The sequence below is a fragment of the Luteibacter sp. 9133 genome (assembly GCF_000800155.1).
In the GTDB taxonomy this organism is placed as follows: domain Bacteria; phylum Pseudomonadota; class Gammaproteobacteria; order Xanthomonadales; family Rhodanobacteraceae; genus Luteibacter; species Luteibacter mycovicinus.
The window spans coordinates 3847897-3867272 of record NZ_JUHO01000001.1 but is presented as its reverse complement, the minus strand read 5'-3'; the positions used below and the strand labels follow the sequence as shown (position 1 = coordinate 3867272).

Here is a 19376-nt window from a genome sequence, read left to right as displayed (position 1 = left end):
TGGCGGGGCTGTTATCCATGAACGCAACCGACTGCGGAATTCCTGCCATGCGCCTTCCTTTGCTCACTGTCGCCGTCGTCACGCTCGCTGCGTGCGCGACCTCGCCCCAGCAGGGCTCGGCATCGCGGCTGCTGTATATCGCCGGCAGCAAGGTGCCATGCACCACCGGCGTCATGAAGACCGAATGTCTTCAGTACCGCGAGGAGCCGAGCAAACCCTGGCAGATCACATACGTGCCGGTCGAGGGACTCGACTGGAAGCCAGGTAACGAGTACCTGCTGAAGATCACCGAAGTTCGTTCGAAGAACGCGCCGATGGATGCGTCGCGCGTTACCTGGCACGTCGACAAGATTGTCGAACAGCACGCCGAGTCGATGCCGCCGACACCTTGATCGATGGCTGAAACCGATCTTTGAGATAGTAAAAACGTCGGGTAACAAAAAAGGCCGGAAGCGATTCCGGCCTTTCGTCGGGCAGTTCGACGTCGATCAGTCGTCGTCGCGCAGCGCGTGGCGGATCAGCAGGAAGGTGCCGATAGCGGCCGCGGCGATGCCGATAGTGACGCCCGGGTTGCGACGGACCTGCTTGCGCAGCTTGCGATACTGATAGGTCGCCTCGTCCGCGAAATCCTCAGCCAGGTAGCGCGCACGACGACCGGTGCTGCGGCTGGCGAACTTGTTGGTGACGCGACGGGTGCGATCGAGCAGATCGTTGCCCGAGCTCTGGGCCTCATCGGCGTAGTGACGGACGCGCCCCGATACACCGTTGACGGCGCTCTCGACCTGACGCGCGAATTCACGATTTCTGCTCATGGTGACTCCCTCTCAAGTGATGCGGACGGGGATCGACTTTGCGATCCCCGCCGTGAGCACGGTGTAAACAGCCGAGGGTGCGATTGAACGGCGATTCAGCGGGGCGGCTTCGGCGCCAGGTCGTAATCGCCGCCACGTTTCAGGGCCGCCTGATAGGCCGGACGTGCGTGGATCCTTTCCAGGAAAGCGGTCAGGCGAGGGCGTGACGCATCCAGTCCGCCCCGGCTTGCGGCGGCTTCCAGCGGGAAACTCATCTGGATGTCGGCGGCCGTGAACTCGTCACCGGCGAACCAGCCCGACTGGCCGATTTCGCCTTCCAGGTAGTCCAGATGCAGCTTGAGCTGCGGATCGATGAACGTTTTCTGCCCGCCCTTCGCCATCATTCGTGCCACCGGCTTCGCGAAGAACGGCACCGGGGCGCTCTCCATGCGGACGAACACCAGTTTGAGCAGGAGTGGTGGCATGGCCGAGCCTTCCGCGTAGTGCAGAAAATAGGTGTAACGCCGCGCATCGGCGGTATCCGCGGGTGGTTTCAGTCGTCCGTTGCCGTAGCGACCGACCAGGTATTCGATGATGGCGCCCGACTCCGCCACGGTGATGTCGCCGTCGACCAATACCGGCGATTTACCCAGCGGGTGGATGGCGCGAAGCGACCTGGGCGCCAGCATCGTCTTCGGGTCGCGCTCGTAGCGGACGATCTCGTACGGCAGGCCGAGTTCCTCCAGCAGCCACAGGACGCGCTGTGAGCGCGAGTTGTTCAGGTGATGGACCGTGATCATGGCTGACTCGCGCGTGGAGGGAGGCGCAGGTTAGCAGCGTGCCACGTAGACATTCCATCGACGGGCGGAGAGTAGCGTCTGGGATCTTGTTCACGAGGAGCGATGCCATGAGCCGCGAAGCCGAGACGATTCACACTGGCCCCGGATCCATCGAGCGCCTTCAGGCGCTCATCGGGGATCTGAGGGATAACGCGAAGGTCGTGCTGCATCTGCGGGACGGCTCGCGGATGGAGGGCGTCGTGGCGGTGGTGCCGACGGTGCAGAATTTTGTGGACCCAGCCGGCACCGAAGGCGTCAACGGCGTGGTCAAGCTGATCGACCCCGCCCGCCCCGAATGGTCGGCGACGGTCTCGCTCGACACGATTGCGAAGGTGGAGCACCTGGATTCGGTGGTTTACGGGACGTCACAGAGCTGAGTGACGATGTGGAACCGGGGTCCGCCAGCGGCTCGCCCCGGTGTCCGGCGGCCCCGTCTCAGCCGGCAGCGGCCAACGACTCCTGCAGCTTCTTGCTCTGCTCCGGAAAGGCCTTGCCTTCCGCCGCGATAGTCTCCGCCACCACCTTTTTCGCCTCGCCATCGCGATGGAGTGCACGAAGTGCCTTTACCCGGAACGTCGCCACCGTAAAGCGATTCGCGCCATAGGCCTTCGTGGCCGCGGCGTCCAGATACGGGAGCCCGCCGGCCGCATCGCCCTTCTCCACGAGGCGGCGTCCATAGCGATAGCTGTACACGTAATCGTCCGGGTACGCCGCGATGAGCTGCTTTTCCAGCGTGTCGAGTTCATCGCCCGCCTTCGCCCGCACGAGGTAGACGCGCAGGTTGTCGGCGAGATTGCGATCGCTCCTGAGGTCGCCGTGCAGCTTCTCGCGGCTGAGATCGATCGCCTTGCGCAGGACGGCCTGCTCACCCTCGTGATCGCCAAGCGCCGCATCGAGATCGGCAGCCGTCAGCACGGCGCTTCGCTGATCGGCACATGCGGGAGTCGCGGTGAAGACCTGCGTCGCGATGAACTGCTCGTACGGTGCCTTCTGCGGGCTCAGTGCGGCCGTCCGTGAGTCGGGATGCCGCGTTTCGGTGGCACCGATCAGATCGTCCAGCACGTAAGGACGATCGCAGCCGATATTGCCGTCGAGAATCTTCGTCGCCGCGGCGGCGATCGCGGCGTCGTCCTTCTTTTCCTTAGCCTGTAGGAGGAGCAGGCGCTGCTTGGCAAGCGCGACGCGTTTGTCCTTGTCGGACACGTTGCGGACCATCGGTGGCAGCGTGTCGAACCACGCCATACCTTCGGTGCCCTGATAGCGCAGCTGGTAGGTATCGAGTACGTCGGCCACCGAGGCGAGCGAGCCCTTCGCGGCATCCGCCTTCTGCTTCGACAGGCGTGCATCGCCGGAAAGCAGTCCGCCGACCTCTTTATAGAACGTGTCGCGGGGACGTTCGGCGAGGATGCGACCGAGTTCCTCGCCGTCCGGGCCGATGGCCACATAGGTGGGCAGGAAGTGCACGTTCCACTTCGTCATCCAGGCCTTGTCGGCCGGTTGGTCGGCGTCGGCCTCGTAGAAAATCACCTTAGTGTTGAGATCCGTCCACTCCTTGCCGTTGAGCACGTGACTGGCCATGAAGTAGCACGAATAACACCATACCGCCTGAAAATCGACGAGCACCGGCTTGTGCTCGCGCTTGCCCTGGGCGAGGGCGGCATCGAGACTGGCTGGGCCCTCATGGGCGGCGAAAGCCGGCGCGGCGAGGGCGACAAGGGTGGCGGCGAGCAGGCGCTTCATGGTGGACGTCCCCTTTTTGGCGGTATAGACGTCCACCCTAATAGCACGTTTCAACGGGTGTGTCAGATCGTGTCGCTGGCGCCTTCGACGGGCTCCGGCTCGGATACCAGCCCCTGGCGGTGCCGCAGGGACGGGAACCACCACATCCAGAGCCCGACCACGACCAGCGTGCCGATGCCGCCGATAAGGGTCGCGTTGACCGCGCCAAGTGCCGCGGCGAGTATTCCCGACTCGAATTCGCCCAGCTGGTTGGAGGTGTTGATGAAGATGGCATTGACGGCGCTGACGCGGCCGCGCATGTCGTCGGGTGTCTCCAGCTGTACCAGCGCGCCGCGGATCACCATGCTGACCATGTCGAACGCGCCCAGCGCGAACAGCGCGACGATGGACAGCCAGAGCGAGGTGGACAAAGCGAAGACCAGCGTCGCGATGCCGAATCCGGCCACCGAGGCGAACATGATCGGCCCGACCCGGCGCTCGAGCGTGTGTCGTGACAGCCAGATCGACATCAGCAGCGCGCCCACCGCCGGAGCGCCACGCAGCATGCCCAGGCCCCAGGGGCCCGTGTGCAGGATGTCCTTGGCAAAGATGGGGAGCAACGCGGTAGCGCCACCCAGCAGCACCGCGAACAGATCCAGCGATATCACGCCGAACACCGCCGGCCGACGACGGATGAAGTGCACGCCCGCGAACAGCGTTTTCAGGGTCGCCGGCTCACGGCGGGGCGGCGCGTGGTCGTACGACAGCCGCGACATCAGCGTGAACGCGACGAGGTAGAGCACGGCGGACACACCGTAGACCGCGGCGGGGCCCGCGATATACAACAGGCCGCCAAGCGCCGGGCCGGCGATCATCGCGGCCTGTCCCGCGGCGGAGGTGGACGCCATCGCCCGTGGAAGCACGTGGGCGGGAACGATGGCCGGCAGCATCGCCGACAATGCCGGGAACTCGAACGCCTTGCCGACGCCGATCACGAAGACCAGCGCCAGAATGCCCGCTTCGTTCAGGTGGCCGGTGAAGCTGAAGACCGCCAGCGCCGCGATGGCGAGCCATTCGATCGCCTGGCAGAGCGTAACGATTCGCCGCCGGTCGAACTGGTCCGCGACATGTCCTGCCGGCAGCGCCAGCAGTACCGAGGGCACGAACTGCACGAGGCCGATAAGGCCGAGATCCAGGGCGCGCCCGGTGATCTCGTAGATTTGCCAGCCCACCGCGACCGACATCATCTGGAAGCCGAAGCTCGACGCGTTCCTGGCAAACCAGAACTGCAGGAAAGCGCGATGGCGCAGCAGGAAAACGGGCGCCGGGGGCATGGACGACATGAGTACTTCCTTGGGAGCGTTCGCGCATTTTACGCGTCGCCTTGCCAATCGCGTCGTCGAAGGGCGAAGCTACGGCTTTCCATGCCGGAATCGCAAGATCATGCGCAGACTCGCCACGCTCATCGCCGTTACCGCGCTCACCGCCGCCTGTTCGTCACCGCAGGATCAGCCGGCCGCGCAGGCGCCCGTCGCCAACAATCAGGCCGACGAAGCGGCGAAGAAGCTCGAGACCTACCAGCAGTTGCTGAAGCTGCACAACGATGGCCCGGCCGTGCAGCTGGGACATGAGATCGTCGACAAATATCCGGACACGCCAGCCGCCGCCGAGGTGAAAAAGACGCTCGCCGACCTGGAAACCAACTTCAAGGCCGCCAGCGAGAAGGCGCGCCTGTCCGCGTTGTGGCTCTACCAGACCTCACCCATGCAGGGCGGCACGCAGAGTACGGCCACGATCCAGACCACGCGCCCCACGGGCGAAGAGACGGTGCGCCTGATCCTGCGGCGGCATACCGCCTGGGGCCAGAGCGTGTTTCTCTACGCGACCGGCGGCAAGGGCTTCGTCTGCAAGGGCGACTGCGACCTAAAGGCCACTTTCGACGGCAAGCCGAAAACCATCAAGGCCTTCCGCCCGCCGACGGGAGAACCCGCACTGCTGTTCCGCAACGATGCCGCCTTTCTCAAGGATCTTGCGAAGACGAAGCGGCTCACGATCGATGTCGTGACGATCACCCGTGGTGAAACCACCCTTACCTTCGAAACCGGCGGCTTCGACAACGACAAGTGGACGCCGTTGCCGAAGAAAAAATGATCAGTGCAGGAACAGCTTCTCGGTGATCCGCGTCAGCGGCCATTCGAGCATGGCGTTCATCTTCGCGGGAAGGTCCAGCGGGCGGAGCAGCATTTTTACGGTCATTTCCGCGGGAATATGCCGCTTCAGGAGGCCTTCCGCCTTGCTGGTGACACGCCGGAATTCCGCGTCGTCGTGCGCTTTCTCCGGATAGCGCACATTGAAGACGTGGCGCAGCGCGATGTCGCTGTCCTCGTTCTTGATCTCGCTCAGGCGCTTGACCAGCACGCGCAGCGTGCTGAAGCGACCGATACCGTCGCGCTTTCGATAGATCCGGAAGTGCTGGTAGAAGTGCTTGTAATGACGGACTTCGTCGCTCTTGATGTGGTTGGTCAGTTCGCGCAGCACCGGCTCATCGGTGACGTCGTTGAGCGCGCGATAGAGGCTGGCGGTGCCTGTTTCGACGACGCAGCGCGCCGCCAGTTCGAGGCCGCGGTTAGGCTCGAGTTCTTCGGCGGTGCAGACGGAACCGTAGTGCGCGAAGAAGTTCCTGAACCCTTCGTCCCAGTCGAACTCGGGCCACACATGGCGAACGTAGGCGGCCAGCGCGCGGCCATGCTGCATTTCCTCGTGCTCCCAGTGATCGCGAAGCCAGGCCTGCAGCTCGTCGTCACCGGCAAAATGATCGACGAGGTTATGCGTGTACAGGTCGGAACCGCTTTCGACGAACGACGAGCTGCACAGCAGGAGGAACAGGTCTTCGTTGTGCCTGACCTTCTCGATGTCGATGCGCGAGAGGTCCAGTTGTTCGAGCGTCCATGGCAAGGTGGCGGCGTAGCTCACTTAAGGTGTTCCTCGATCGCTTGACGTGTTGCCCCCCGGGGCGTTGCCGAATTGTGACAAAGCCGGGCGATTAGCGCACCACGGTCACGGGAACATGCGCCTTGGCCAGCACGTCGGTCGAGGTCGAACCGACCAGCCAGCGGGCCAGGGCACCCCGATCGGTGTGCCCGATGACGATATGGTCGACCCCATGCTGAGCCACGTACGAGAGCAGGGCGTCGCCCGGGCTGCCGTGGACCATGCCCACCTCCACCTGGATACCCGGCGCGGACTGGAGCGCGGCGATTTCGGCCCGCAGGGCATCGAGGCGATCCTTACCGTTGTCGCTCATCATGAGAGCCGACGTGTCGGCGCCGTTGTCCAGCTGCCAGACGGAGACCACGTGCACGCTGGCCTGGGCGCAGGCGGCCAGTTCGATGGCGAACAGGTAGGCGCGGCGGGCGGTTTCCGAGCCGTCGTAGCCGACGAGAATGTTCTTGGGCATGGCAGCTCTCTTTATCTCTTATGACAACCGCATTCGATAGTAGAGCGACCGTGTCGACGCGGCGAGAGGGGTTCACCAGCCGTCCACGTAGCCTGCAGCTTCCTGAACGGCCACGGCGGGACTCCGTGTTTCTTCACATTCGTGAGTGGAGAATCCGCCCACACACAGTCCCTGCCACTCACTCTTACGGAGAATCAACATGATCAAGCGCATCGCGGGTATGGCCATTATCGCAGTGGCCGCGGCAGGTGCTTTCACGGTGCAGCCGGCGAAGGCCGAGTCGACCGCCGCAACGAAGTGCCACATGACCTTCAGCACCACCGGCTGGGCCGCCATCTACAAGAAGGCTGACGGCCGCGGCCACGTCCGTTGCGACAACGGCCAGAGCGCCGACGTGCTCATCCACGTCCGTGGCGGCGGTCTGACGGCTGGCAAGTTCAGCATCGAAGGCGGCAAGGGCGAGTTCACCAACGTCAAGGGCATCAGCGAAATCTACGGCGAATACGCTTCGGGCGGCGCCAACGCGGGTGTCGTGAAGAGCGCCGAGAGCGCCGCCATGACCAAGGGCGAAGTCTCGCTTGCCGTCACCGGCACCGGCCGTGGCTTCAACCTCGGCGTGGATCTGAGCAAGTTCGAAATCGAGCGTCTCGGCAGCAAGTAATCGCGACCGCAGCCAGTTTCGAAGGGCGCCCCCTCGGGCGCCCTTTTTTTTTCGGCCGGCTGACCGAGGTGAGGCCACCCCGCGAGGTCGGCGAGTACACTCACGGTATTCCACCCCTTCGAGGTTTCCCCATGCGCCGCCTCCTAAGCGTCATCGCCCTGTCCCTCGTCACCGCCGCCGCCTGGGCCGCGACCCCGGTCGCCGGTGAGAAGGCCCCGGATTTCCGCCTGCAGGATCAGAAGGGTGACTGGCACACCCTCGACACCCATAAGGGCAAGTGGCTGGTGATGTACTTCTATCCGAAGGACTTCACGGCCGGTTGCACCACCGAGGTCTGCACCTTCCGCGACGACATCGCCAAGCTGCACAAGGCCGGCGCAGACGTGGTCGGCGTCAGCCTCGACGACGTCAAGTCGCACGCCGAGTTCGCCGAGAAGTATCACGTGCCGTTCCCGCTCCTGTCGGACGCCGATGGCGCCACGGCCGTGAAGTACGACGTGCTCAACAACAAGCTCGGCATGAAGTACGCCCGCCGCGAAACCTTCCTGATCGACCCGGCCGGCAAGATCGTCAAGGTTTACAAGGACGTCGACCCGGAGAAGAACTCCGGTCAGGTGTTGTCCGATCTCGACCAGTTCAAGAAGGCGGGTGCCTGAGCGTGCTCCAGGCATCCCGCAATGCGCGCCCCTTCGCGCCGTGGCGCATCGTCGTATGGCTGGTGATGCTGCTCGCCGCGGCGGGTTTCGTCATCAATGCCTATGCGTCCGTGGTCGTCGCGCATGCGGCCGGGGCGCTGACGGAGGAAGCCGTTGCCGGCGGCCCCAGTCCCCGTATCGCCCTGGCCTGGTCGGTGGGTTACACGCTGGCCGCCTTCGGCATCATGGTCGTCGCGCTGTCCACACTGCGCTGGCGGGCATGGGCTCGGGATGCGATGCGCCTCGTCGCCCTGTTGCTTATGGTCTGGGCGGCTTACACGGCCTGGTTCGCCTACGGTCAGTGGCAACAGATCGGCGTCGTGCTCGGTCAGCCGGGCCTGCCGCCGGATCTGGTGACGGTCGCGAGCAGGCAGCACACCATCATGCTGGTGAGCGTCATTCTCAAGGCGGTGTCGGTGCCCCTGCTGGGCTGGCTGGCGTGGGCGCTGGGCAGCGTGCGTGTCCGCCAGCAGTTTCTGGCATCGGGTCTGTGAGATCGGTTCAGCGAGGATTAGTCCGGCGGAAGCTATCGAGTCACTTTCGCCGGGATCCTTCATGACCGCTCGCCTGACCGCATTCGTACTGGCCCTCTGCTTCGCGGGCGGTGCCGCAGCCCAGGGTCTCGACCACAGCTGCCGCATCGCAAGCAGCTACGATCTGACCGTACGGCCTGACGCGCTGCTGTTCGAGCGGCCGGAGGTCGCACCGCGCACCGTGCGAATGCACGACGGATCGCTGTCCACGGACGGTCGTGACGTCAGCCTCAGGCCCGACGAGCAGGACCGCGTCGCGTTGTTCGAACGAAGCGTCCGTGCGTTGTTACCCAAAGCGAAGGCCCTGGCGAGCGATGGGGTCGACATCGCTGCCCAGGCGGTACGCGACGAGGCGGCGACGGCTGCTCCGGGTGCGGCGGCGAGCGGCGATCTCGATCGCGCCCTGAACGCTCGGGTGGCCGACATCAAGCGACGTATTGCCGCCAGCCAGAGCACCCGCGACTGGCAGGAAGACGCGATGCGCGCCTACGCGCAGGAAATCGTGTCCGATATCACGCCCATCCTGACCCAGGACGTGGGGGGTGAAGCGATGCAGCTCGCGATGAACGGCGATCTTCAGGGTGCGGCCGCACTGCGGGACAGGGTCGCATCGGTATCGAGCGGCGGGCAGGCGCGTGTCATGACTCGCGTGGAAAACGCACTGAGGCCCCGTGTACAGGCCCTGTGCCCGTCGATCCGCCAGTTGCTCGACCTCGAGTCAGGGCTGCGCGATGCCAGCGGACACCCGCTGCTTCTGCTCGAAAGCGGCGAATGACCGCTGGCTGACCGGAATGGACCGCATTTAGGGGGCGCTAAGTCCGGGGGGGCTAACGTCCGGCCCATGGAACGCACTTCGATCCGTGTCGTTAATGGGCTGATCCGCCGCGTCATCGCGGATCGGGATCTCTATCGTCAGGCGGCACGTAGCGTCCGCGAGCCGGGGCTCCGCGCGATCCTTGAAGAGTCCGCCGATTCCCTGACCGCCATCGCAGGGGATTTGCAGGGCCAGGTAAGCGCCACCGGTGGTAGGCCCGCACTGGCCGGCGGTGCGATGAGCGGCGTCCGTCGGACGATGATGGAGGCCACGGTGAAGCTGTCCCACAATCCCGATGTGACCTGGATCCGCACGCTCGAACAGATGGAACATCGTTTGCTCGAGGCGTTTCTTCGTCTGGAAGCAGCATCCGGCGATCGGGCGGCGGTGGGCCGACACATCGCGCGCCTGCGCCTGCTGCATCTGGACATGACCAATCTCGGCGGCGCCACGGGGCGCTGACCGTCAGGCAGCCTTGCGCAGGTCGCGCAGCGTCCGGTGCATCACCCTGTCGGCTGATACATGCACGCGCTGTCGGCCCATGAGCGTCTCGCGATCCGCGAAAAAGTTGGCGAAAGCGATGGCATCGGCCGCATCGGAGCGGACGGCGATCTGCAGCCCGTCGCGAAAAATTCCCCAGGCGTCACCCAGGTCGGCGATGTGATAATCGATGATGTGGCCGCTCATGTTTGCCTCCGTCCCCGCGCTGTCGCGTTCCTTGGAAGGATGGCCTTGAGACGCAGGGACAAAGAATCAGACGATTCTGAAAAATCGCGTTTTATTTTGAGAAATTGCTCAGAACTGGAGGCCATGCTGTACGGCGTCCCTCAACCGCGCCACGAAGCGATCCAGTAAAGGGGGCATCTCGGCCAGCCGAGCCATGGCTTCCTCTGCCGCCGGCCCGGATACGAGTGCGCGCTGTAGCGCTTCCACGGCGGCGGCCTCCGGCGACGCGCCGAAAATGCGCATGCCGCCGAGTATGCGATGCAGTCGTTCGCCTGCCGCGCCGGGCGTCGCCGCGGCAAGCAGCTCGTCGACGTCGCGGCGAAGGCCGGCGGCGAAACGATCGATCATCGCGGGCAGTGCGGACAGGTCACCGAAGGATTCTCGCCACAGGTCGAAGTCCCACGAATCGCTGGTCGTCCGCGGCTCGCCTGCCGGCGGCACGATCGCGTCGCGCAAGGTCGCCAGTCGCAGCGGCTTGGTGACGAACGCATCCACGCCATCGGCCAGACAACGATCCCGTTCCGTCGCCATGACATCCGCCGTCATGGCGACGATGCGCATGCTTTCGCCGCGTTCGCGAAGTACGCGTATGAGCTGATGTCCGTCCATGACGGGCATGTGGATGTCGGTGAGCAGCACGTCGACACGCCATTGCCCGGCAATGGCCAGCGCTTCAGCGCCGTCGTTGGCGATTCGGTAGGGATGACCGAGGCGTTCGAGCTGCGCCGCGACGAGCTCGCGGTTGATCGCGTGATCCTCGGCGACCAGCACATGGCACATACGCGCCACGGTGCCGGTTGGCTCGGGCACCGTGTCGGGCGGACTCGTCGCCTCGCAGACGCGAAGGCTGAGATCCACGGTGACCCGCGTGCCCACGCCTGGCGAGCCGCTCATGGCGATCTGCCCATGCAGGAGATCTATGAGGCTGCGACTGATGGTCAGGCCGAGTCCACTACCGCCGAAACGTCGTGCCGTCGACGCTTCGGCCTGGCTGAAGGGAGAAAACAGCCGGTCGATATCCTCGGTCGCGACGCCTATCCCCGTGTCGCCGACGCAGAAGCGCACCGCCTGGACTTCAGGCGTGTCCTCGATGACGTCGACCGTCAGCTCGACGCCGCCTTCCTCCGTGAATTTCACCGCGTTGCTTACCAGGTTCAGCAGAATCTGGCGCAGGCGGCTGCTGTCCACAAGAAGGCATGCCGCGAGGCGGGGGTCGATGCGAGTGCCCAGTCGCAGGCCCTTCTTGCCCGCCTGCCAGCGATGAAGGTCGATGACTCCGGATACCAGCGAGCGGATGTCCACGGGTGAGGGATCGATCAGGACGCGGCCCGCCTCGATCCGCGAAAAATCCAGCACATCGTCCAGGATTTGCAGCAGTGCCTCGGCCGAGCTCTCCGCCGTGGTCAGCAGTCGCCGTTGTGCCTCGTCCAGTTCGGTTTCACCCAGTATCTCGAGCGTACCGAGCACGCCATGCATCGGCGTGCGGATTTCGTGGCTCATGGTGGCCAGAAATCGGCTCTTTGCCTGAGTGGCGGCTTCGGCTGCGAGCTTTGCCGAGGCCAGCTGGCTCGACTGCCGGTGGCGTTCCGACACATCGATCCAGTAGCCGGTGAATTCGACGGCGTCGCCGACGCGCCGTGGCAAGGCGTGGGACGCCACCCAGCGTTCCGGTGCGACGTCCCTGACACGAAGCTCCGCATGCAGGGGCTGCAACGTCGCGGCACTCTGCGCCATCGCAGCCAGGAGCGATGACTGGTCGCGTTCGTCCACCCGTTCGAAGGCGCGACGTTCGTCGCGAAGGATCGTTTCCGCGTCGATGCCGAACATGGGCTCCGGGTTGCCGCCGACGTAGATGAAGGTGATGGGACCATCGGTCCGGTACATGAAGCGATAGACGACGGCCGGCATATGGCGTGTGACATCGGCCAGTTGCGCTTCGCTGCGCACGCGCCTTCGCGTTTCCCTGCGTAGCTGGAGGTAGGCGTACGACACGGCCATCAGCAACAGCAGTGCGAGCACGCCCGCTGGCCCGACCTTGCGTGCGATCTCCGTCCAGGACCCACCCCACGTGTAGTGCGAACGCAGCCACGTATTGCGGATCGACTGCGAGCGGCGTTCCGGCAAGCGGGCCAGAGCCCGGTCGATCAACGGGACCAGGGGGGCGTAGCGAGCCGACACGGCGACGGTGAGTTCAGCGCGCTCGTTCGTCGGGGCGGCCAGCTTGAGTTTCGCCGGATAATCGCGCCGGATCAGCGCCTCCGCGGTGGCGATGTCACCGACGTAAGCCTCCGCCGTGCCCGTGGCCACGGCCTGCAATCCATCCGCTGTGGTCCGGACGTCGATGACGCCGACGCCAGGTATCGCCTTGACCGCTGCGGCCACGGCGCCCTGGGACAGGTTGGCCGCGACATGCCGTCCCGCGAGGTCGTGACTGTCGCCGATGGTGGCGAAATCCTCCCGGGTGACGATCATCACCGGAAATTCGGCGTAGGGCGCCGAAAAGATGAAATGCCTGCCGAGTTCCGCGTTACGCGCCGACGCGGCCGGGAGTACGTCGATGTCGCCGGCTGACGCGGCGCGTACCGCCTCATGCCAGTCCGATGTCGGTACCGTCCGCGTCCTGAGGCCGAGTGCGTGCAGCGCGGCCTCCAGATAATCGATCGACAGACCCTCGGCTTCGCCATCCCGGCCGATCATCGATAGCGGTGCGGCTGTCGGATCGATGCCGATGCGCAATACCGGAAGCGTCGCGAGCCAGCGTCGTTCGTCCTCGCTCAGCGGGACATCGGCTTCCGACGATGATGGTAACGCCCACGCGTGATCGTCCGTCGTGCGCCCATCGCTCTGCCAGAGCGATGCCGATGCAAACGGTGGGTGATCACCCGCGTACGCCGTGTCGAGGGCCGCGCCCCAAGCGATGACGAGACATCCCAATTTGACCAATTTTCTCAATAGCTTCATGGCGTTCCTTCGACCACGAACGGAGCTTTACTGTAATCTCCGCGATGCGAACAGAAGTAACATATTGCATGGAAAGCGGCTGCGCATTTCCGCCGCTGAGGGAAAACATGGTTCTGCGAACGATCATTGCCGACGATCATCCGGTAGTCCTGATGGGTACGCGCGCCGCGCTCGAGGCTACCGGTGACATCGAGGTGGTCGGTGAGGCAGCCAACGGCGATCGCTTGCTCGACGTACTCGCCGCGTGTCCGTGCGATGTCGTGGTCACCGACTTTTCGATGCCGGGCGGCCGTCACGGCGATGGGCTCGGCCTGATCGATCTCATCCGTCGTCGTTACCCCAGGTTGCCCGTCGTCGTGCTTACGATGGTCAACAACGCCGCCGTGCTGCAGGCCATGCGAGCGCGCGGCGCGCTCGGACTATGCGACAAGCGCGCACCCCTCAGGGAAGTGGCTGTCGCCGTCAGGCAGGCCGCCAATGGCCGTCCGTTTCTCAGCGATACGATCCGCCGGCAGTTCGACGAGGCGGGCGTACAGGCGCCCAGCGACGCGTCGCGTCTGTCGGCGCGGGAGATGGAGGTCGTGCGGCTCTATGTCGGCGGGATGTCGATCTCGCAGATCGCGGAGCGACTCAGTCGCAGTGTCAAGACGGTGAGCCGGCAAAAGCGCGACGCGATGCGAAAGCTGGGGCTCGACCACGACAGTCGTCTGTCCGAGTACGCCCGCGAACGCGGCATCGCTTCCTGACCGTGCCGAACGTCATCCCGTGACCTGCAGCCCATGCGTCGTTCATCGCATCGGTTTAAACCATGAGCGAGCCGGCCGCATCTGAGTCGGCGTCATCCATCTCAGGGAGCAGGGCCATGCGCCGTTCAACGATTACCGGCACGCTCGCCGCCTTAGCGGTGCTTACCGCCAGCGCCGTCGGTGCGCGGACGATCAACTTCAGTACCGACACCTGCAAGAGCGATTACTCCACGCCTTACGATGTCGACGTCACGAGTTCGGGCCTGTCTTTCCATCGCAAGGACGGCACGCCGGCCCAGATTTTTCTTCATGACGGTACGTTGCGCGTGGACGGCAAGCAGGTTGCCGTCTCCCAGACCGATGCCGAGGCGCTGCGCCGTTACGAGGATGGCGTCCGCAAGCTGGTGCCCCAGGTGGCGACGATCGCCCGTGAGGGTATTCAGCTTGGTTTTGCGGCGATGACCACGGTGACGCTGTCGTTCGCCGACGGCGACCAGCGGGCCACCATGCTGGAGAAGCTGAAGCGTAAGCAGGCCCAGGCCTTGCGTGAGATCGACGAAGGGCTCGGTGCGGGCCACTGGTCGGGCGACCGGATGGAGGAAACGATCGGCGGCTCGATTTCCGACAGCGTTGGCGAACTGGTCGGGTCGGTCACGTCCAGCGCCGTGACAGCGGCTCTGTCCGGCGACTCCAGCAAGGTAGCCGCTTTGCAGGCGCGTGCGGAATCGCTGGAAAAATCCCTCGACGGCGAGATGAACAAGCGCTCGAAGGCGCTGGAGAAGCGTACCGACCTGATCTGCCCACAGCTCAACGATCTCGCCGAGCTGCAGCATGGCTGGTCGATACGCCAGCCCGATGGCAAGCCGCTGGAACTGATGACGGTCAAGCCCAAGGGCAGCGACGATCATGAAGACGAGGCCGCGAAGGGCGGCAGGAAAGTCGCGTCCTTCTGAGTTCTTTTCAGGTCCGCCTGCCCAGCCACTCCACGATGTTTCTGACCGAGTCGCCGTAGAACGTCCGGTACATTTCCTCCGTGACATAGCCGATGTGTGGCGTCGCCAGCACGTTGGGCAGGTCGCGGAACGGGTGGTCCGCAGGCAGGGGTTCGGTCTCGTACACGTCGACCGCGGCCCCGGCGATGCGTCCGCTGATCAACGCGTCGACCAGGGCGGCTTCGTCGACGATCGGGCCGCGCGAGCTGTTGATCAGGCGCGCGCCCGGCTTCATCGTGGCAAGTTCGGGGGCGCCGATGATGCCGCGCGTGCGCTCGCTCAGACGCGTGTGAATCGTGAGAAAGTCGGACTGCGAGAGCAGTGCCTGCTTGCTGACCCGGCGTACACCGAGAGCACTGGCCGTTTCCTCCTGCAGGTTCTCGCTCCAGGCGATCACCTGCATGCCGAAGACCTGCCCGATCCGCGCCACCTTCGACCCGATCCGACCCAGCCCGAGGATGCCCAGCGTCTTGCCGCCCAGCTCGGTGCCCAGGGCGGTCTGCCATCCTCCCGAGCGGACTGACGCGGCTTCACCCGCAATGTCGCGTGCCAGACCCAGGATCGCCGACCACGTGAACTCGATGGTGGGTGTCGACGAGTAGTCCGTGTTGACCACCTCGACGCCGTGCTCCGCGGCGGCTTTCAGGTCGATCGACGCATTGGCCAGCCCCGTGGAGGCGATGAGACGCAGACGGGGCAGGGCGGCGATCAGATCCGCCGTGAGCGCGGTGCGTTCGCGCATGACGCAGAGCACGTCGAACGGGTCCAGCCGCCGGACGAGGGCGTCGTGATCGTGGAGGTGGTCGTGGAAGATCGTGAGTTCCGCCCGTTTTTCTACGGGCGACCAGTCCGCCATGGTGCGGGCGACCTGCTGATAATCGTCGAGTACCGCGACGCGAATGCGATCGTTCATGGTCATTTCCGGTCAGAGGGTGGGCTGAATGAGATCCCAGGCGTTGCCGTAGAGATCTTCAAATACCACGACCGTCCCGTAGGGCTCGTGCCGCGGCTCCTCGCGAAAGCGCACACCATGCCGGGTCATACGCGCATGGTCGGACGCAAAATCGTCGGTCTGCAGGAAGAGGAAGACGCGGCCTCCGCCTTGCTTGCCCACGTGCGTACGTTGCTCGTCAGTGACCGCGCGAGCCAGCAGGAGCTTCGTCCCCTCGGCGCCGCGTGGCGCGACCGTGACCCAGCGCTTGTCGGGACCCTGAGGCGTATCCTCGATCAGCGCGAAGCCCAGCGCGCCAGTGAAAAACGCGATGGCCTCGTCGTAGTCGCGGACGAGATAGGCGATGGCGCCGAGGGACTGCATGACGTTGTTCCTTGGGGATGCGGACGACCAAGCATCCAAGCTGATCGCGTTCGCCGCAAGCCCACCGTGGCACGACCGCAAGAAGTTTCGAAGGAAAACTTGCAAGTTAGACTTGCAAGTTTTCCTTGCGGACCCTAGCCTGTTCGTATGCCGACGAAACGCCCTGCGAAGCCACCATCCGCCGAAGCCGCCGCTGCCGATCTGCTCACCGCCTGCGGCCAGCTGATCCGCCGCCTGCGCGCGGAATCCAACAACCTCGAGCTGACCTGGTCGCAGATCGCGGCGCTATCGCGACTCGAGGGTGGACCCATGTCCACGGCGGAGTTGGCACGCGCCGAAGCGGTCAAGCCGCAGTCGATGGGTGCGACGCTCGGGGTGCTCGAGGAAGAGGGGCTGGTGGAGCGAACCCCTCACCCGAGCGATGGGCGCCAGTTCCTCGTTCGCCTGACGCGAAAAGGTGTCGAAGCACGCCAGCGTACGCGCGACGCCAAGCAGGCCTGGCTCACGAGCGCCGTCGCGCGGCTGACGTCGGACGAGCAGGCGGACCTTATCGCCGCAGCCGCCGTCATGCGGCGCCTTGCGGACATGAGTCAACGGGACGCGTCGTGAAGCAGGTCGCCGATGCCTCGTCGTCGGCCCCGGCGCACGGAAAGCCGTTCGGTCCGCGCTTCGTGTTGCCGCTTGCGCTCGGCTCCTGCCTGAACCCGATCAACTCGACCATGATCGCGACCGCACTGGTGCCCATCTCGCGCGAGTTCCATGCGGGTGTGGCGCAGACGGGCTGGCTGATCGCGGGTCTCTACCTGACCAGCGCGGTTGCGCAACCGACCATGGGACGACTGGCCGACCTGATCGGTGCGCGACGCGTTTACATCGGCGCGCTGCTGTTCGTGATGCTGGCTGGCTTTGCGGGACGTATCGCGCCGTCGCTGGGTTGGCTCATCGGCGTGCGTGTGCTGCTCGGCATCGGAACGTCCGGTGCGTATCCATCGGCCATGCGGCTGTTTCGCGAGCGTGCCGACCGCACGGGGAGCGCACCGCCCCGTGCGGCGATGGGCATCCTGTCGATGACGGGTATCGCTACGAGTGCGGTGGGTCCCGTGCTCGGCGGCGTGCTGACGGAAGCGTTCGGATGGCACGCGATCTTCACGGTCAACATTCCGCTGGCGCTGTTTACGCTGGTGACCGTTCTCGCCTGGGTGCCGGCGGATGAGCGCCGTCAGCGCCGTGGATCGTTGTGGGCGGAAGTCGATGCGATCGGCGTTCTGCTGTTCGCAGGCAGCCTTCTCGTTCTCATGCTGTTCCTGATGGACCTGCACCATCCGCGTTGGTGGGCGATCCCGTGTTCGCTCGTCCTGGCCGGTTTGCTCGCCGCCCATTCATTACGCCGGCCCGATCCGTTTCTCGACCTGCGTATGCTCGCGCGACACGTGCCGCTGAGCGTGACCTACCTGCGCGCCGCCGTCGGCTTCACGCTGGTGTACTGCGTGTTCTACGGCTTCGCGCAATGGGTGGAGCATGCCGGTGGTTACTCCGCCGCGGCGGCCGGCCTGGCTACCTTGCCGATGTCGATACTGGCTGGCGCGACATCCATCGCGGGGACGCGTACTCGCGGACTGCGTGCCCCGTTCCTCGGTGCATTCATCGCTACGGTGGCCGGCTGTGCGGCGCTGTACTGGCTTCGTTCGACGTCGCCGCTCTGGCTGATGGCTGCCGCCGTCGCTCTTTTCGGCATCACTCAGGGACTGATGTCGATCTCGACACAGGCGGCCGTCTACATGCAGGCGCCCGCGGAGCAGATCGGCGCCGCCTCCGGGTTGCAGCGCACGGCCAGCTACATCGGCGCCATCGCCGCGACCAGCATGCTCGGTTTCGTCTATGGCGATCACCCGTCCGACCCCGGCCTGCACCGGCTCGCGATGATCATGGGTGTCACGGCCGCATTGATGGCGATCGCCACGCTTCTCGATCGCACGCTTCCGCGTGTGACGTCTTCTCCCACCCACCCATCCTGAGGCTTTACCATGCCGCTGAGCCAACTCGAAAAGAACGCCGCCCTCGTCGTCATCGACCTGCAGCACGGCATTGTCGCGCTGCCGACGGTTCATCCGTCCGCCGACATCGTTGCAAAGTGCGCGGCGCTCGCCCGCGCCTTCCGTGCGAAAAATCACCCGGTGGTGCTCGTCAATGTGGTCGAGGCGGCACCGGGTCGTACCGACGCGCCGAAACATCCTTTCCCCACGGATCCCAGATTCGCCGAACTCGTGCCCGAGCTTGAAGCGGCGCCGAGCGACATGCGCGTGAGCAAGCAGCGCTGGGGAGCCTTCCAGACTACGGATCTCGATGCGCAGCTGCGTGCGAAGGGCATCACGCAGATCGTGCTTGTCGGTATCGCTACGAGCATCGGTATCGAGTCGACGGCGCGCTACGCCAGCGAATTGGGTTACGACGTCGTGCTGGTCACCGATGCGATGACCGACCTCGTTGCGTCGGCGCATGAGAACAGCATCAACACGATCTTCCCGCGCATCGGCGAAACGACGTCGACCGAAGAACTGCTGAAGGCGGTCGGCTGACGATCAGCGTTCGCCCTGGGCGTCCCGATGCCAATGTGCGGTCAGCGGCGGCGTGCCGCCGTTGACTGGATCCGCTGACGGAAAGGGAAGGGTGCGGATGCGCTCGATCATCTCTGTGGTCGGCGCTTCACGACAGATGTCCCATGACTGTCCCTTGGGATAGGCACCGACGACAAGGAAGTCGTCACTCGCATCGAGCCGGCAGTGGCCGGTACCCGCAGGTAGCAAAATCACGTCGCCCTCGTTTGCGGTCACCTCGTGACCGCCGGGGCCGCCCAGCAGCAGTCGCGCGGAACCTGCGGCGAAGCCCAGCACCTCGTGCGCGGTCGAGTGATAGTGGTGGTAGTTGAAGACACCATCGCGCCAGTCCGCCGGCCACGTATTGCTCCCGAACAGGTTTTCCATGACCGGTGCGAGGTCATGTCCGCGAACCACGTTGCGGTAGATCAGGACGGGCAGGGTCTCGTTGTTCGGTACCCAGTCGTTTCGGGTGAGTGGCAGAGCCTCGGGAAGAATGCCGGATTGCGTCGCCATGCGGTGTCTCCTGTCAG

General features: G+C 64.9%; 24 protein-coding genes. 13 read left to right on the top strand and 11 right to left on the bottom strand.

Annotated elements, in window-relative coordinates:
• The first annotated feature begins 47 nt into the window (after positions 1-47).
• Positions 48-392, top strand: a complete 345-nt coding sequence (locus FA87_RS16950; RefSeq protein ID WP_052191412.1) for a DUF4377 domain-containing protein — start codon at positions 48-50, stop codon at positions 390-392.
• Between the two features lie 96 nt (positions 393-488).
• Here the strand turns inward: FA87_RS16950 and FA87_RS16945 are convergent, their stop codons facing one another.
• Together FA87_RS16945 and FA87_RS16940 are read right to left on the bottom strand one after the other, a co-directional pair.
• Positions 489-812, bottom strand: a complete 324-nt coding sequence (locus FA87_RS16945) for a hypothetical protein (protein WP_036109896.1) — start codon at positions 810-812, stop codon at positions 489-491.
• 95 nt (positions 813-907) lie between these two features.
• Positions 908-1591 carry a glutathione S-transferase gene (locus tag FA87_RS16940; RefSeq protein ID WP_036109899.1) on the bottom strand — a complete coding sequence of 228 codons (684 nt, stop codon included), beginning with the start codon at positions 1589-1591 and terminating at the stop codon, positions 908-910.
• A 107-nt stretch (positions 1592-1698) separates the two neighbouring features.
• Between FA87_RS16940 and FA87_RS16935 the strand changes: the two genes are divergently transcribed.
• Complete coding sequence (locus tag FA87_RS16935; RefSeq protein ID WP_036109904.1) at positions 1699-2007, top strand: DUF3247 family protein; 309 nt, start codon at positions 1699-1701, stop codon at positions 2005-2007.
• Positions 2008-2065: 58 nt separating this feature from the next.
• Here the strand turns inward: FA87_RS16935 and FA87_RS16930 are convergent, their stop codons facing one another.
• Both FA87_RS16930 and FA87_RS16925 read right to left on the bottom strand, forming a co-directional pair.
• Positions 2066-3370, bottom strand: coding sequence for a thioredoxin family protein (locus FA87_RS16930; RefSeq protein WP_043696208.1), 1305 nt, complete (start codon positions 3368-3370; stop codon positions 2066-2068).
• Positions 3371-3432: 62 nt separating this feature from the next.
• Positions 3433-4692 carry an MFS transporter gene (locus FA87_RS16925; protein ID WP_043696205.1) on the bottom strand — a complete coding sequence of 420 codons (1260 nt, stop codon included), beginning with the start codon at positions 4690-4692 and terminating at the stop codon, positions 3433-3435.
• A gap of 100 nt (positions 4693-4792) precedes the next feature.
• Here FA87_RS16925 and FA87_RS16920 point away from each other — a divergent pair, with 100 nt between their 5' ends.
• Positions 4793-5500, top strand: a complete 708-nt coding sequence (locus FA87_RS16920; protein ID WP_036109912.1) for a hypothetical protein — start codon at positions 4793-4795, stop codon at positions 5498-5500.
• Here the strand turns inward: FA87_RS16920 and FA87_RS16915 are convergent, their stop codons facing one another.
• Positions 5501-6322 (bottom strand): ferritin-like domain-containing protein, encoded by an 822-nt coding sequence (locus tag FA87_RS16915; RefSeq protein WP_036109915.1) that lies wholly within the window; start codon positions 6320-6322, stop codon positions 5501-5503. It lies immediately after the preceding gene.
• Positions 6323-6392: 70 nt separating this feature from the next.
• Complete coding sequence (locus tag FA87_RS16910) at positions 6393-6806, bottom strand: universal stress protein (RefSeq protein WP_036109918.1); 414 nt, start codon at positions 6804-6806, stop codon at positions 6393-6395.
• Between the two features lie 199 nt (positions 6807-7005).
• Between FA87_RS16910 and FA87_RS16905 the strand changes: the two genes are divergently transcribed.
• The 5 genes from FA87_RS16905 to FA87_RS16885 all read left to right on the top strand — a co-directional run bounded on the left by FA87_RS16905 (position 7006) and on the right by FA87_RS16885 (position 9971).
• Positions 7006-7467 carry a hypothetical protein gene (locus tag FA87_RS16905; RefSeq protein WP_036109922.1) on the top strand — a complete coding sequence of 154 codons (462 nt, stop codon included), beginning with the start codon at positions 7006-7008 and terminating at the stop codon, positions 7465-7467.
• Between the two features lie 131 nt (positions 7468-7598).
• A complete protein-coding gene (locus FA87_RS16900; RefSeq protein ID WP_043696203.1) occupies positions 7599-8123 on the top strand; it encodes a peroxiredoxin in 525 nt (174 codons plus the stop codon).
• Between the two features lie 2 nt (positions 8124-8125).
• Positions 8126-8656 carry a hypothetical protein gene (locus FA87_RS16895; RefSeq protein ID WP_043696200.1) on the top strand — a complete coding sequence of 177 codons (531 nt, stop codon included), beginning with the start codon at positions 8126-8128 and terminating at the stop codon, positions 8654-8656.
• 61 nt (positions 8657-8717) lie between these two features.
• Positions 8718-9470, top strand: a complete 753-nt coding sequence (locus FA87_RS16890) for a DUF2884 family protein (protein ID WP_043696197.1) — start codon at positions 8718-8720, stop codon at positions 9468-9470.
• 66 nt (positions 9471-9536) lie between these two features.
• Complete coding sequence (locus tag FA87_RS16885; protein ID WP_043696195.1) at positions 9537-9971, top strand: PA2169 family four-helix-bundle protein; 435 nt, start codon at positions 9537-9539, stop codon at positions 9969-9971.
• Positions 9972-9974: 3 nt separating this feature from the next.
• On the opposite strand, the gene FA87_RS16880 is transcribed toward FA87_RS16885, so the two are convergent.
• On the bottom strand, positions 9975-10196 hold the full coding sequence (locus tag FA87_RS16880) for a hypothetical protein (RefSeq protein WP_043696192.1): 222 nt from the start codon (positions 10194-10196) through the stop codon (positions 9975-9977).
• Between the two features lie 108 nt (positions 10197-10304).
• On the bottom strand, positions 10305-13196 hold the full coding sequence (locus FA87_RS16875) for a transporter substrate-binding domain-containing protein (RefSeq protein ID WP_081996627.1): 2892 nt from the start codon (positions 13194-13196) through the stop codon (positions 10305-10307).
• A gap of 107 nt (positions 13197-13303) precedes the next feature.
• Here FA87_RS16875 and FA87_RS16870 point away from each other — a divergent pair, with 107 nt between their 5' ends.
• Together FA87_RS16870 and FA87_RS16865 are read left to right on the top strand one after the other, a co-directional pair.
• On the top strand, positions 13304-13942 hold the full coding sequence (locus FA87_RS16870) for a response regulator transcription factor (RefSeq protein ID WP_036109944.1): 639 nt from the start codon (positions 13304-13306) through the stop codon (positions 13940-13942).
• Positions 13943-14058: 116 nt separating this feature from the next.
• On the top strand, positions 14059-14895 hold the full coding sequence (locus FA87_RS16865) for a DUF2884 family protein (RefSeq protein WP_043696184.1): 837 nt from the start codon (positions 14059-14061) through the stop codon (positions 14893-14895).
• A 7-nt stretch (positions 14896-14902) separates the two neighbouring features.
• Here the strand turns inward: FA87_RS16865 and FA87_RS16860 are convergent, their stop codons facing one another.
• Together FA87_RS16860 and FA87_RS16855 are read right to left on the bottom strand one after the other, a co-directional pair.
• Positions 14903-15847, bottom strand: coding sequence for a D-2-hydroxyacid dehydrogenase family protein (locus tag FA87_RS16860; RefSeq protein WP_197062438.1), 945 nt, complete (start codon positions 15845-15847; stop codon positions 14903-14905).
• Between the two features lie 12 nt (positions 15848-15859).
• Positions 15860-16249, bottom strand: coding sequence for a VOC family protein (locus FA87_RS16855; protein ID WP_043696178.1), 390 nt, complete (start codon positions 16247-16249; stop codon positions 15860-15862).
• A gap of 147 nt (positions 16250-16396) precedes the next feature.
• Here FA87_RS16855 and FA87_RS16850 point away from each other — a divergent pair, with 147 nt between their 5' ends.
• The 3 genes from FA87_RS16850 to FA87_RS16840 are packed head-to-tail and all read left to right on the top strand — an operon-like array spanning position 16397 to position 18825.
• Positions 16397-16858, top strand: a complete 462-nt coding sequence (locus tag FA87_RS16850) for a MarR family transcriptional regulator (RefSeq protein ID WP_043696175.1) — start codon at positions 16397-16399, stop codon at positions 16856-16858.
• On the top strand, positions 16855-18264 hold the full coding sequence (locus FA87_RS16845) for an MFS transporter (RefSeq protein ID WP_052191411.1): 1410 nt from the start codon (positions 16855-16857) through the stop codon (positions 18262-18264). Before FA87_RS16850 ends, FA87_RS16845 begins: the two co-directional genes overlap by 4 nt.
• Before the next feature lie 9 nt (positions 18265-18273).
• Positions 18274-18825, top strand: coding sequence for an isochorismatase family protein (locus FA87_RS16840; protein WP_036109958.1), 552 nt, complete (start codon positions 18274-18276; stop codon positions 18823-18825).
• A 3-nt stretch (positions 18826-18828) separates the two neighbouring features.
• Here FA87_RS16840 and FA87_RS16835 read toward each other — a convergent pair whose 3' ends face one another.
• Positions 18829-19359, bottom strand: coding sequence for a cupin (locus tag FA87_RS16835; RefSeq protein WP_052191410.1), 531 nt, complete (start codon positions 19357-19359; stop codon positions 18829-18831).
• Positions 19360-19376: the final 17 nt, after the last annotated feature.

Coding starts and splice junctions, on each gene's coding strand:
- FA87_RS16925 (WP_043696205.1), bottom strand. CDS start 4,692: ATGTCGTCCATGCCCCCGGCGCCCGTTTTCCTGCTGCGCCATCGCGCT.
- FA87_RS16855 (WP_043696178.1), bottom strand. CDS start 16,249: ATGCAGTCCCTCGGCGCCATCGCCTATCTCGTCCGCGACTACGACGAG.
- FA87_RS16840 (WP_036109958.1), top strand. CDS start 18,274: ATGCCGCTGAGCCAACTCGAAAAGAACGCCGCCCTCGTCGTCATCGAC.
- FA87_RS16890 (WP_043696197.1), top strand. CDS start 8,718: ATGACCGCTCGCCTGACCGCATTCGTACTGGCCCTCTGCTTCGCGGGC.
- FA87_RS16945 (WP_036109896.1), bottom strand. CDS start 812: ATGAGCAGAAATCGTGAATTCGCGCGTCAGGTCGAGAGCGCCGTCAAC.
- FA87_RS16920 (WP_036109912.1), top strand. CDS start 4,793: ATGCGCAGACTCGCCACGCTCATCGCCGTTACCGCGCTCACCGCCGCC.
- FA87_RS16900 (WP_043696203.1), top strand. CDS start 7,599: ATGCGCCGCCTCCTAAGCGTCATCGCCCTGTCCCTCGTCACCGCCGCC.
- FA87_RS16835 (WP_052191410.1), bottom strand. CDS start 19,359: ATGGCGACGCAATCCGGCATTCTTCCCGAGGCTCTGCCACTCACCCGA.
- FA87_RS16850 (WP_043696175.1), top strand. CDS start 16,397: ATGCCGACGAAACGCCCTGCGAAGCCACCATCCGCCGAAGCCGCCGCT.
- FA87_RS16875 (WP_081996627.1), bottom strand. CDS start 13,196: ATGAAGCTATTGAGAAAATTGGTCAAATTGGGATGTCTCGTCATCGCT.
- FA87_RS16910 (WP_036109918.1), bottom strand. CDS start 6,806: ATGCCCAAGAACATTCTCGTCGGCTACGACGGCTCGGAAACCGCCCGC.
- FA87_RS16935 (WP_036109904.1), top strand. CDS start 1,699: ATGAGCCGCGAAGCCGAGACGATTCACACTGGCCCCGGATCCATCGAG.
- FA87_RS16865 (WP_043696184.1), top strand. CDS start 14,059: ATGCGCCGTTCAACGATTACCGGCACGCTCGCCGCCTTAGCGGTGCTT.
- FA87_RS16860 (WP_197062438.1), bottom strand. CDS start 15,847: ATGAACGATCGCATTCGCGTCGCGGTACTCGACGATTATCAGCAGGTC.
- FA87_RS16885 (WP_043696195.1), top strand. CDS start 9,537: ATGGAACGCACTTCGATCCGTGTCGTTAATGGGCTGATCCGCCGCGTC.
- FA87_RS16905 (WP_036109922.1), top strand. CDS start 7,006: ATGATCAAGCGCATCGCGGGTATGGCCATTATCGCAGTGGCCGCGGCA.
- FA87_RS16880 (WP_043696192.1), bottom strand. CDS start 10,196: ATGAGCGGCCACATCATCGATTATCACATCGCCGACCTGGGTGACGCC.
- FA87_RS16940 (WP_036109899.1), bottom strand. CDS start 1,591: ATGATCACGGTCCATCACCTGAACAACTCGCGCTCACAGCGCGTCCTG.
- FA87_RS16930 (WP_043696208.1), bottom strand. CDS start 3,370: ATGAAGCGCCTGCTCGCCGCCACCCTTGTCGCCCTCGCCGCGCCGGCT.
- FA87_RS16870 (WP_036109944.1), top strand. CDS start 13,304: ATGGTTCTGCGAACGATCATTGCCGACGATCATCCGGTAGTCCTGATG.
- FA87_RS16950 (WP_052191412.1), top strand. CDS start 48: ATGCGCCTTCCTTTGCTCACTGTCGCCGTCGTCACGCTCGCTGCGTGC.